The sequence below is a fragment of the Streptomyces sp. NPDC002734 genome (assembly GCF_040295685.1).
Classification (GTDB): domain Bacteria; phylum Actinomycetota; class Actinomycetes; order Streptomycetales; family Streptomycetaceae; genus Streptomyces.
Genome location: NZ_JBEOVU010000040.1, coordinates 22,028 through 33,769 on the forward strand (window position 1 = coordinate 22,028; position 11,742 = coordinate 33,769).

Below are 11,742 nucleotides of genomic sequence, written 5' to 3' on the forward strand. Positions count from 1 at the left end.
CACCCCGTCACGCACGCACCGCGAGCACGTTCCGTCACGCACGCGCCGCGCAACACTCCGTCACACGCCGGCGGCGCGGGCCCTCCGGGTCCTCGGGAGGCCGGCCCCGCGGGCTCACTGCGCGGCGGAGGCGGCGCGGCTGACGTCGAAGACGCCGGGCACGTCCCGCATGGCCCGCATCAGCGCGGACAGGTGGCCCGCGTCGGGCAGGTGCAGCGTGTAGGTGTGGCGGACCCGCTGGCGGACCGGCGGCTCCACGGTGGCGGAGACGATGTCCACACCCTCGGCGGCGATCGCCTCGGTGAGGTCGGCCAGCAGGTGGGGCCGGCCGAAGGACTCGGCGACCAGGGTGACCCGGCAGGCGGTGGTCTCGCCCCAGTGGACGGGGACCTGCTCGCGGCCGGTGCCGAGCATCCGCACCGCGGTGGCGCAGTCCACCCGGTGGGCGGCGACCGCGCCGCCGCGCACGGTGAAGCCGACGATGTCGTCGCCGGGCACGGGCGTGCAGCAGCCGGCCAGCCGGACGGCGAGGCCCGGCCGGTCGCTGAGGACGCCGGTGCCGCGGAAGGACACGTCCGGCTCCACGGAGGGCTCCGGGGCGGGCGGGACCTCCCGGATCGCCTCGTCCGCACGGCCCTCGGCAGGCGTCTCGCCGGCGGGCGCCTCGGCGGCGCGGGCGGCCAGGCGGCGCTGGATGGCGATGCGCGCGGTCGGCGTGTGGGCGTGGTCGAGCCACTCGCGGGAGGGCTCGGAGGCAGGGTCCTGGCCCATCAGCAGCTGCACCCGGTCACCGTCGCGCAGCACCGTCCCGAGGGCGGCGAGGCGTCCGTTGACGCGGGCACCGATACAGGAGTGGGCGTCCTCGCCGTACTGGGCGTAGGCCGCGTCCACGCAGGTCGAGCCCTCGGGCAGGCCCAGGGCGCCGCCGTCGGCGCGGAAGACGGTGATCTCCCGGTCCTGGGCGAGGTCCTGGCGCAGCGTGGACCAGAAGATGTCGGTGTCGGGGGCGGCGGCCTGCCAGGCCAGCAGCCGTGACAGCCAGCCCGGACGCGTCGGATCCGCCCGCTCGCCGTCCGGACCCGCGTCCCCCCGGTCGCGCTCGCCGCCCTCGCCCTGCTCGTCCGAACCGGGGGGCGCCACATGGGGGTTGCCCAGCGCGATGACGCCGGCTTCGGCGAACTGGTGCATCCGGTGCGTGCGGATGAGGACTTCGGCGACCTGGCCGTCCTCCCGGGCGACCGCGGTGTGCAGCGACTGGTAGAGGTTGAACTTGGGGACCGCGATGAAGTCCTTGAACTCCGAGACGACCGGGGTGAAGCAGGTGTGGAGCTCGCCGAGCACTCCGTAGCAGTCGGCGTCCTCGTTCACCAGGACCAGCAGCCGCCCGAAGTCGGTGCCCCTCAACTGCCCGCGCTTGACGGACACCCGGTGCACCGAGACGGCGTGCCGCGGCCGGATGACGACCTCGGCGGGGATGTCGGCCTCACGCAGCACCGCGCGCACCGACTCGGCCATCTCGGCCAACGGGTCCTCCGCCGCGGCCGCGTTGCCGTCGATCAGCTCCCGGGTGCGCTCGTGCTCCTCGGGGCGCAGGACCGCGAAGACCAGGTCCTCCAGCTCCGTCTTGAGCACCTGCACGCCGAGTCGTTCGGCGAGCGGGATGAGTACCTCGTGGGTGACCTTGGCGATGCGCTCCTGCTTCTCGCGCCGCATCACGCCGAGGGTGCGCATGTTGTGCAGCCGGTCGGCGAGTTTGATCGACATCACGCGGACGTCGTTGCCAGTGGCGACGAGCATCTTGCGGAAGGTCTCGGGCTCGGCGGCCGCGCCGTAGTCGACCTTCTCCAGCTTGGTGACGCCGTCGACCAGGTAGGAGACCTCCTCGCCGAACTCGGCGCGCACCTGCTCCAGGGTGACGGCGGTGTCCTCCACCGTGTCGTGCAGCAGCGAGGCGGTCAACGTGGTGGTCTCCGCGCCGAGTTCGGCGAGGATCAGGGTCACCGCGAGAGGGTGCGTGATGTACGGCTCGCCGCTCTTGCGCATCTGGCCGCGGTGCGAGGACTCGGCCAGCACGTAGGCGCGGCGCAGCGGCTCGAGGTCGGCCTCGGGGAAGTGCGCCCGGTGGGCCTCGGCGACGTGGCTGATGGCGTCGGGCAGCCGGTCACGGCCGTTGGGCCCGAGCAGGGCGGCCCGCCCGAGCCGTCTCAGGTCGATTCTGGACCTGGAGCGCCGGCGGGGAGCCGGCGGGCTCTGCGGTACGGGCGTCACGGCCCCTGGGGTGGCGGCGTTCGTGGCCTCCGCGCTCATCGGCACCTCCGGCTGCGTCGACCGGCGGACGGGAAGCCCGAGAGGCGACACGGCCAGGGGTGCGGTGTCGATCCCCCGTCCGGACCGGTGCTTGATGCTATCGAGCCCACCACGTGCCGTTCACCGCCTCTCGCCCAGCGTGAACGGGATCACCCGTTCGAGGGAAGGAGACCGCCTCTGCGGCGTGGTGGCGCCCTGTGCGGGCCGAGAACACCCTCACCGCCTCCGCCTGTCCCCTTCCGCCCGGTTTCATACGTTCCGGACCTCTGGCGCCTTCGCGGCGGTGGCCCGCTCGAGCCACTCGGGGTCGATCTGCCCCTCGGCGACGATCTCCGCCGGGCCGGTCATCTCGATCTCGCCGTCCGGATGCTCGGTGATCACCAGGCGCCCGCCGGGCAGGTCCACCGTGTACGTGACGGGCGTGCCGGTGACGGCCGGGTCCGCGCCGTCCCGGCGGGCCGTCGCGACGGCGACGGCGCAGGCGCCGGTCCCGCAGGAGCGGGTCTCGCCGGAGCCGCGCTCGTGCACCCGCATCGCGACGTGGCGCGGTCCGCGGTCGACGACGAACTCGACGTTGACGCCATCGGGATAGGCGGAGGCCGGGGCGAACGGCGGCGCGGAGAACAGGTTCCCGGCGTGCGCGAGGTCCTCCACGAAGGCGACCGCGTGCGGGTTGCCCATGTTGACGTTCCGGGCGGGCCAGCTGCGGCCGTCGACCGAGACCGTCACCTCACCCTCGGGGAGCACCGCGCGGCCCATGCGCACGGTGACGTCGCCGTCCTTGGCCAGGTGCACGGTCTTCACCCCGCCGCGGGTGGCCACGGCCAGCTCGCCCGCGGTGACGTGCCCGGCGTGCTGGAGGTAGCGGGCGAAGGCGCGGACGCCGTTGCCGCACATCTCGGCGACCGAGCCGTCGCCGTTGCGGTAGTCCATGAACCATTCGGCCTCGCCGGCCATCTCCCGGGCCTCCGGGTGGGCGGCCGAACGCACCACGTGCAGCAGCCCGTCCCCGCCGATCCCCGCCCGGCGGTCGCACAGCGCGGCGACGGCGGCGGGAGGCAGGTCCACGGAGTTCTCGGGGTCCGGCACGACCACGAAGTCGTTCTCGGTGCCGTGCGCCTTGAGGAAGGCGATCCGCGTGCTCATCCTTCGATCGTACGGCCTGGCCGCGGCCGGTGACGCCTGACGGTCCGGCCCGCCGGGCGTGCGGGTCCGGCCGGCGGGTGCGCTCATCGCAGGCGGGCGACGCGCCAGACCGCGAGGAGGACGACGGCGGCCACGGTGACCGCGTAGGCCAGCGTGATCCGCCAGTCGGGACGGCGGCCGGAGCCCCGCGGCGGCAGGCCGGGCCAGTTCTGTCCGACCCTGCGGGCGGCCACCAGGCCCCAGCCGGCCGCGCACGAGCAGATCAGGACGCCCAGCATGGCGATCACGGCGCCGCTGTCGCCGAAGTCGAAGGCGAGCGGGAAGGCGAACATCAGGGAGCCCGCGGCCGCCAGCCCCACCACGGGGGCCAGGTGCCAGGCGCTCAGCCGCCGGCGCGGGCGGAGTTCGATCTCGACCTCGGGGCCGGAGAACATCTCCTCCGGCGTCGGTCCGTCGTCGCTCACGCCGTCCTCGTCGCCCACGCCGTCACCCACGACGTCGTCGGCGTCAGGGACCGTGGACTCGCCGAGCCCCTGGGCGGGGAACAGGTCCTCCGGGGTGTGCGCGGACGGCGCACCGGGCAGGTCCGTCGCACCGGTCTCCGGGGCGTCGTCGCGCCCCCGGTCACCTTCGGCGACCTGTCTCCCGTGTGCGGTGTCGCGAGGGCCGGCCTCCATCGCCACGCGCCCTCCTGACTGGGACTCCACTGGTCGATCGGATCACGATGATGGCACGCCGCCCGGGGCCCCGATGACGCCCGGAGCTACCCGATGCCATCACGTGATCAGGCTGTGACCGGCCGTTCGAGCAGGGCGAGCGCACGTCCGGGCAACTCGGCGGCGTCGGCGGCGGCCCCACTGAGCCAATGCACCCGCGGGTCGCGCCTGAACCACGAATCCTGGCGGCGCGCGAAGCGTTTGGTCGCGCGGACGGTCTCGGCGCGCGCCTCGTCCTCGGTGCACTCCCCCGCCAGCGCCGTGAGGATCTGCTGGTAGCCGAGCGCCCGGGACGCCGTGCGCCCCTCGCGCAACCCCTGTGCCTCCAGCGCCTCCACCTCCGCGACCAGTCCGGCGTCCCACATGCGGTCCACGCGGCGGGCGATCCGCTCGTCCAGCTCCGGCCGGGACACGTCCACGCCGATCTGCACGGTGTCGTAGACCGACTCGTGGCCGGGCAGGTTGGCGGTGAACGGCTTCCCGGTGATCTCGACGACCTCGAGCGCGCGGACGATCCGGCGGCCGTTGGAGGGCAGGATCACGGCCGCGGCGTCGGGGTCGGCGGCGGCCAGCCGGGCGTGCAGCGGGCCGGGGCCGTGCTGCTCGAGTTCCTCCTCGAGACGGGCCCGGACCTCCGGGTCGGTGCCGGGGAACTCCATGCGGTCGACCGCGCCGCGCACGTACAGCCCGGAGCCGCCGACCAGGACGGGCCAGCGGCCCTCGGCGAGCAGCGCGTCGATGCGCGCGCGGGCCAGCCTCTGGTACTCGGCCACGCTGGCGGCGACCGTGACGTCCCAGATGTCCAGCAGGTGGTGGGGGATCCCGCCGCGTTCCTCAGGGGTCAGCTTGGCGGTGCCGATGTCCATGCCCCGGTAGAGCTGCATCGAGTCGGCGTTGATCACCTCGCCGCCGAGCCGCTGGGCGAGGAAGACGCCCAGGTCGGACTTGCCGGCGGCGGTGGGACCGACGACGGCGATGACGCGCGGAGTGGGACGAGTACTGCTCACCGCCCCAGTCTCCCAAACCGCGGCGGCGGCCGGGACCGGGGTGCCTCGGTCGGACGCGCGCATCCGGCCGGTTCCGGAACGCATACGTACGGTGTGAAACGGACAGGTGTGTACCGACCCACGGAAGGCGGGCAGGCGGACCATGAGCGGTTTTCTCGACAACCTGAAGAACAAGCTCGGTCCCGCGAAGGAGAAGGTCAACGACCTCGCCTCGCGGAACCAGGACAAGATCCAGGACGGCATCGACAAGGCCGCGCGGAAGGTCGACGAGCGCACCAAGGGCAAGTACGCGGACAAGATCGAGCGGGGCAGCGGCAAGGCCAAGGAGACGGCGGCCCGCATGGCGGAGCCGAGGCCGGGACAGCACGGGCACGGCACCGGGCACGCCACCGGGATGACAGGCGAGGAGGGCCCGGGTCCGGTGCGGCGTCCGGAGAGCGGCGAAGGGGGCACGACGCCGCCGTCCTCGCCGCCGCCGGGGCGCTGACCGGCCGGGACCGGGCCGGTGGACCGGTCAGGTCCAGGGACCGGTCAGGTCCAGGACGCCACGAAGTAGCCCACCCCGTACGGGGCGTCGTCGTGCAGCAGGCGGTGGCGCACCGGGCCGTCGCCCGTGCTCGCGTTCGCCCCGGTGAGCACCTGCCAGGCGGGGCGGCCGGAGACCATCAGGTCGCGGGCGGTCTCCTCGTCGAGCCCGGCGAGGAAGCCCTCCCTGTCGCCCGAGGCCAGCGCGGCGGAGATCCGGGCGTCCAGCGGCGCGGCGCGCTCGTCCAGGTAGCCGGGGGCCTTGAGGTCCCGGCGCGCGCTGCCGTCGCCCATGACCAGCAGGGCGACGCGGTCGGCCCAGCCGGCGACCTCCGCGCCGTGGGCGCGGCGGGTCGCGGAGTCGCCCGTCGTGGCGGCCTCGAACGCGCGGACGGGGCCGCCCCAGGGGGAACGGGCCAGCAGCCAGGCGCCGACGGCGAGTGACAGCGGCAGCGAGGTGTGCGCCCCACCGCCCCGCGGGTCCGGCTCCCCCAGCGTGACGTCCAGCGGGACGCCGTGACCGCGGAAGGAGCCGGTGGCGCCGGCCTCGTGCACGGCGTCGCGCTCACCGGGGCCCACCACGACGACCAGGTCGGGCTTCGCCTCGGCCAGCGCGCGCACCGCCTCGTCGCAGGCGGCGCGCAGCGGCTCCAGTTCGGGCGCGGCGCCCTGGGCGACCTCGGGCACGAGCAGCGGGGGGCAGGGGCACACGGCGGCGGCGACAAGCATGATCGCAGCGTAACCGCCGCCCTCGGCCCGCGCCGCGGCCTCCCCGCACCCCACGGGTCGCTCGTGGCCGCAGGGGGTCAGTCGCAGCCGCAGGCGGACGCCGGGGCCGGGCTGGGGGCCGGGGCGCCGATGCCGGGGAGGCCGAGCATGACGCCCGCCGGCTTCGCGGCCTCGGCCGCGTTCCGCTTCTCCCACGCGTCGCCCGCCCGCGTCCGGCGGACCTCCAGCACGGGTCCCTCGGCCAGCAGGTGGTGCGGCGCCGCGTACGTGACCTCGACGGTCACCACGTCACCCGGCCGCACCTCCTGGTCGGGCTTGGTGAAGTGGACGAGCCGGTTGTCGGGCGCGCGGCCGGACAGCCGCCGCGTCGCGCCGTCCTTGCGGCCCTCGCCCTCGGCGACCATGAGCTCCAGCGTCCGGCCGACCTGCTTCTTGTTCTCGTCCCAGGAGATCTCCTCCTGGAGGGCGACCAGCCGCTCGTAGCGCGCCTGGACGACCTCCTTGGGGATCTGGTCCTCCATGGTGGCCGCGGGGGTGCCGGGGCGCTTGGAGTACTGGAAGGTGAAGGCCTGCGCGAAGCGCGCCTCGCGGACCACGTGCAAGGTCTGCTCGAAGTCCTCCTCGGTCTCGCCGGGGAAGCCCACGATGATGTCGGTGGTGATCGCCGCGTGCGGGATGGCGGCCCGCACCTTCTCGATGATCCCCAGGTACCGCTCCTGCCGGTAGGAGCGGCGCATGGCCTTGAGGACGGTGTCGGAGCCGGACTGCAGCGGCATGTGCAGCTGCGGCATCACGTTCGGCGTCTCGGCCATCGCGGCGATCACGTCGTCGGTGAAGTCCCGCGGGTGCGGCGAGGTGAAGCGGACCCGCTCCAGGCCCTCGATCTTCCCGCAGGCGCGCAGCAGCTTGCTGAACGCCTCGCGGTCGCCGATGTCGGAGCCGTAGGCGTTGACGTTCTGGCCGAGCAGGGTGATCTCGGAGACGCCCTCGGCGACCAGCGCCTCGATCTCGGCGAGGATGTCGCCGGTGCGGCGGTCCTTCTCCTTGCCGCGCAGCGCGGGGACGATGCAGAAGGTGCAGGTGTTGTTGCAGCCGACGGAGATCGACACCCAGGCCGCGTAGGCGCTCTCGCGGCGGGTCGGCAGCGTGGAGGGGAACGCCTCGAGCGACTCGGCGATCTCGACCTGCGCCTCCTCCTGGACGCGGGCGCGCTCCAGCAGGACGGGCAGCTTGCCGATGTTGTGCGTGCCGAAGACGACGTCCACCCAGGGCGCCTTCTTGACGATGGTGTCGCGGTCCTTCTGGGCGAGGCAGCCGCCGACGGCGATCTGCATGCCGGGGCGCGAGGCCTTCCGGGGGGCGAGGCGGCCGAGGTTGCCGTAGAGGCGGTTGTCGGCGTTCTCACGGACGGCGCAGGTGTTGAAGACGACGACGTCCGCGTCGCCGTCGGACCCCTCGGGGGCGCGGACGTAGCCGGCGCCCTCCAGCAGCCCGGAGAGCCGCTCGGAGTCGTGGACGTTCATCTGGCACCCGTAGGTGCGTACCTCGTAGGTCTTGAGACCCACCGCCGTGTCCACGACGGCCTCGTCCACTGCCCCGCTCACCGCGTCGCTCCGGTCCATGCTGCTCATAGGACACAAGGGTAAGGGGGCGCCGGACCCGCCCCGCACGCGTCCCGGGGACCCGCGGTCACAGGCGGGCGCGCATCGACTCGCAGACGCCGTGCACCCCGTCGATCCGGTGCTCGGCGCCGCCCGCGGCGAGCACCCCCCGGTAACGGCCGTACATCTGGAAGTAGTCGATGGCGAGGAGTCCGAGCTGGTGGCGGACCTCCTTGCGGCCCTCCGGCTCGAAGACGACGTCCAGCCGCCCGTCCCGGGAGGCAATCCGCCAGGGCGCCGCGGGGTCGTCCGGGCGCTCGGGGGTGAAGGAGATCTCACCCAGCGGCTCGCAGACGCCCGGGCCCCAGATCGCCGACTCCTCGGGCTCGCCCGGCAGCTCGGGGCGGTCGGCGAAGTTGGCGCCGATCACCCCGTCGGCGGTGGGCAGCGCGAAGGTGCCCCACAGCCAGCGGGTGCGGTAGGCCAGGAAGGAGCGGTGCTCGTCCAGGACGGCGAGGTCGCGTCCGGCGTCGAAGACGTACTCGGCGGAGCCGGCCCGGAGTACGCCCTCCACGGGGAAGGCGGCCTTGTGGGTGTACATCCGGCCGCCGCCCGGCAGCCGGGAGCTCACCGACAGGGGCGCGCTCGCCGCGCGGGCGTGCAGGGTCAGTTCGGCGCCGAAGGCCGGTGCGGCCTCGGTGGCGGCGATGTCGACGTGGATCGTGTGGCGTCCGGCTGTGGCGTCGAAGTCGTAGACGATCCGGTGGCCCGGCCGGTCGAAGGAGCAGTGCCCGCCGTCCAGCAGGGTGGCGGGCAGCACGGCGGAGCGGCCACGGGCGTTGGCCGCGTGCTGGTGGAGGACGCCGGTGCGCCGGTCGTGGGCGTACATCTCGCAGGAGGCCAGGTACTGGGCGTCCTGGACGATCAGGGACGACCAGACGTCCGGGTGGAGCAGCGTGAACCCGGCCCATTCCTTCAGCCGGGGCCGCCGCATCAGGCGGGGGACCCCGGTGAACTCGTCGAGCGGATTGACGCGGGCCGGGCGCGAGGGAAGCCGGCCGTAGCGGCGGACACCGCCCTCGACCAGGAGGGGGAGTTCGGCGGCGGCAGGCTGGTGAGAGGCGGGCACAAGGCCGGAGCCAACCATCCCCTCGGGGGCCGGTCAACGGTCCGCGCTCCCCGGGCGGCGCGGGACGGCGGCGCGGGACGCGGCGCACGACGGTGACGCGTCGCACACGGAGGGCGGGCGCCGAGGTGACCTCCGGCCTACCGGCGGGCCACGACCGCTGGCAGGATCGCAGGCATGTTCCCGGCTGCGACCCGAATCGGCAGACGGCGGGCCCTGACCGGGTCGGCCGTCGCGCTCGTCGTGCTGGCCGTCCTGGTGTGGTGGCTGCAGCCCTTCAGCAGGACCCCGCCGAGCGGGGAGGTGGTCTTCGGCACCGGCACCAAGGCGGGCGTGTACCAGCTGTACGGCGAGAAGCTGCGCGGCGAGCTGGCGGTGGACATGCCGGACCTGTCGGTGGAGCTGAAGACCTCGCTGGGCTCCCAGCAGAACGTGGCGATGGTGGCCCTGGGGGACGCACAGTTCGCCATCGCCGCCGCGGACGCCGTGGAGAACTACCGCAACGACGGGAAGCCGGGGGCGCGGGACCTGCGCGGTGTGGCGCGGCTGTACGACGACTACCTCCAGCTGATCGTGCCCGTCGGCTCGAAGGTCCAGCACGTCGACGACCTGAAGGGGCTGCGGGTGGGGATCGGCCCGGACCACTCCGGCGTGCAGCTGATCGCCAACGGCGTCCTGCGGGCCGCGGGGCTGGACCCGGCCGAGGACGTGGTGCCGCACCGCGACGGCATCGACACCGGGCCGGGCAAGCTGGAGCGGGGCGAGATCGACGCCTTCTTCTGGTCGGGCGGCCTGCCCACCCGCGGGCTGGTGGACCTCTCCGAGAGGTTCGACTTCCGCTTCGTGCCCATCGAGAGCCACCTGGTCACCGCCCTGCACCGGCAGGACGACATGGTCGGGCACCACTACCGCCCCGCCACCATGCCGGAGTCCGCGTATCCGCGGGCGATGAACGGCGAGCCGGTGGAGACCCTGGCCGTGTCCAACCTGCTGATCACGCGCAAGGACGTGGACCCGGAGCTCATCGAATGGTTCACCCGCACGGTGATCCGCAGCCGGGACGACATCGGCAAGGAGGTCCACGCCGCCCAGGTGGTGGACGTGCGCACCGCGGTCGACACCCACCCGCTGCCGCTCCACGAGGGCGCGCTGAACTACTACCGCTCGGTCAAGCCCTAGGCCCGGTGCGGGGCAGCGTCACCGTCGCCCTGAGGCCGTGCGGCGCGTGGTGCCCGAACTCCAGCGAGCCGCCCGCCGCGGCCAGCAGGGCCTTGGAGATCGACAGGCCCAGCCCGGACCCGTTGACGTTCTGGTGGCGGCCGCTGCGCCAGAACCGGTCCCCCACGCGCTGGAGTTCCTCGTCGGTGAGGCCCGGCCCCTCGTCGACCACGACCACCCTCGCGGTGAGGCCGTTCGCGGCCACCGAGACGTGCACCTCGCCGCCCTCGGGGGTGAACTTCACCGCGTTGTCGATCACGGCGTCCAGCGCGCTGGAGAGGGTGACCGGGTCGGCCCAGGCGGTGGTGGGGGGACAGCTGCCGGTCAGGGTGACGCCCTTGGCCTCGGCGGCCGGCGCCCAGGCGGCGACGCGTTCGTCGGCGAGGGCGCCGATGTCGGCGAGGCCCAGTTCGGGTTCGGCGTGCTCGGCGAGCGCCAGGTCCAGCAGGTCGTCGAGGACCTGCGTGAGCCGCTTGCCCTCGACGCGCACCGAGGCGATCTCCTCGTTGTCCTCGGGAAGTTCCAGCGCCAGCAGCTCGATCCGCAGCAGCAGGGCGGACAGCGGGTTGCGCAGCTGGTGCGAGGCGTCGGCCACGAACGCCCGCTGCTGCTCGAGCACCTGCTCCACGTGGTCCGCCATCTCGTTGAACGAGTCCGCCAGCCGCTGCAGCTCGGGCGGCCCGCCGGCCGCGGCGACCCGGGACTTGAGGCGGCCGGTGGCGATGTCGTGGGTGGTGGCGTCCAGCACCCGGACCGGCCTGAGCACCCAGTGGGTGAGGCGCAGCGCGGCGCCGACGGCGACCAGCATCGCCGCCAGTTCCCCGGCGGCGATCAGCAGCCAGCCGCGCAGGGTGCGGTCACGCATGCCGTCGGTGGGCGAGTCGGTGACCACCACCGCGACCACGTCGCCGTCGCGGATCACCGGGGAGGCGACGACCAGCCGCCGGTTCTGCCAGGGCCACACCTGCGCCGGGTCGTGGCTGCGACGGCTCAGCCGCGCCTCCTCGAACGCGGTGCGCACCTCGCTTCCGCGCGGCAGCTTCCAGTCGTCGGGGGCGGAGGTCAGCAGGTCGCCGCTGCGCTTGAAGACGCCGGCCCGGATGCCGTAGACGTCGTGGTAGGTCCGCAGCTCGCGGGTGAGGCTCTCGGCGCGCTCGCCGGCCGCCCCGTCCTTCACGTCACCGGGGGCCAGGGCGCGGACGAACTGGGCCAGGGCGGCGAAGCGGGCGGTGTCGTCGATCCGGTCGACCACGACGCGCTGCTGTTCGGCGGCCGCCACGCTCACGGCCAGGGGCACGCCCAGCGCGAGCAGCACGGCCGCCATCAGAACGATCAGCAGCGGAAGAAGCCTGGTGCGCACCCGTCCC

10 protein-coding genes are annotated in these 11,742 nt (G+C 74.0%); 2 read left to right on the plus strand and 8 right to left on the minus strand.

Annotated elements, in window-relative coordinates; translation table 11 throughout:
- Positions 1-114: 114 nt before the first annotated feature.
- The 4 genes from ABT026_RS27965 to miaA all read right to left on the minus strand — a co-directional run bounded on the left by ABT026_RS27965 (position 115) and on the right by miaA (position 5,176).
- On the minus strand, positions 115-2,307 hold the full coding sequence (locus ABT026_RS27965) for a RelA/SpoT family protein (protein WP_351117947.1): 2,193 nt from the start codon (positions 2,305-2,307) through the stop codon (positions 115-117).
- 249 nt (positions 2,308-2,556) lie between these two features.
- Positions 2,557-3,453 carry a diaminopimelate epimerase gene (gene dapF, locus ABT026_RS27970; RefSeq protein WP_351117948.1) on the minus strand — a complete coding sequence of 299 codons (897 nt, stop codon included), beginning with the start codon at positions 3,451-3,453 and terminating at the stop codon, positions 2,557-2,559.
- A gap of 83 nt (positions 3,454-3,536) precedes the next feature.
- On the minus strand, positions 3,537-4,136 hold the full coding sequence (locus tag ABT026_RS27975) for a hypothetical protein (RefSeq protein WP_502968068.1): 600 nt from the start codon (positions 4,134-4,136) through the stop codon (positions 3,537-3,539).
- A 101-nt stretch (positions 4,137-4,237) separates the two neighbouring features.
- Positions 4,238-5,176 (minus strand): tRNA (adenosine(37)-N6)-dimethylallyltransferase MiaA, encoded by a 939-nt coding sequence (gene miaA, locus ABT026_RS27980; protein ID WP_351117949.1) that lies wholly within the window; start codon positions 5,174-5,176, stop codon positions 4,238-4,240.
- 142 nt (positions 5,177-5,318) lie between these two features.
- On the opposite strand from miaA, the gene ABT026_RS27985 reads away from it, so the two are divergent.
- On the plus strand, positions 5,319-5,663 hold the full coding sequence (locus tag ABT026_RS27985; RefSeq protein WP_351117950.1) for an antitoxin: 345 nt from the start codon (positions 5,319-5,321) through the stop codon (positions 5,661-5,663).
- Positions 5,664-5,707: 44 nt separating this feature from the next.
- Here the strand turns inward: ABT026_RS27985 and ABT026_RS27990 are convergent, their stop codons facing one another.
- From ABT026_RS27990 to ABT026_RS28000, 3 genes are all read right to left on the minus strand, one after another.
- Positions 5,708-6,430 carry a class III extradiol dioxygenase subunit B-like domain-containing protein gene (locus ABT026_RS27990; RefSeq protein ID WP_351117951.1) on the minus strand — a complete coding sequence of 241 codons (723 nt, stop codon included), beginning with the start codon at positions 6,428-6,430 and terminating at the stop codon, positions 5,708-5,710.
- 77 nt (positions 6,431-6,507) lie between these two features.
- A complete protein-coding gene (miaB, locus tag ABT026_RS27995) occupies positions 6,508-8,061 on the minus strand; it encodes a tRNA (N6-isopentenyl adenosine(37)-C2)-methylthiotransferase MiaB (protein ID WP_502968069.1) in 1,554 nt (517 codons plus the stop codon).
- 58 nt (positions 8,062-8,119) lie between these two features.
- Entirely contained in the window at positions 8,120-9,160 is a 1,041-nt protein-coding gene (locus ABT026_RS28000) for a DUF2804 domain-containing protein (protein ID WP_351117952.1), read from the minus strand.
- Between the two features lie 174 nt (positions 9,161-9,334).
- Here ABT026_RS28000 and ABT026_RS28005 point away from each other — a divergent pair, with 174 nt between their 5' ends.
- Positions 9,335-10,336, plus strand: a complete 1,002-nt coding sequence (locus ABT026_RS28005; protein ID WP_351117953.1) for a TAXI family TRAP transporter solute-binding subunit — start codon at positions 9,335-9,337, stop codon at positions 10,334-10,336.
- Here the strand turns inward: ABT026_RS28005 and ABT026_RS28010 are convergent.
- Complete coding sequence (locus ABT026_RS28010; protein WP_351117954.1) at positions 10,326-11,735, minus strand: sensor histidine kinase; 1,410 nt, start codon at positions 11,733-11,735, stop codon at positions 10,326-10,328. The two genes, ABT026_RS28005 and ABT026_RS28010, sit on opposite strands and share 11 nt — an antisense overlap.
- Positions 11,736-11,742: the final 7 nt, after the last annotated feature.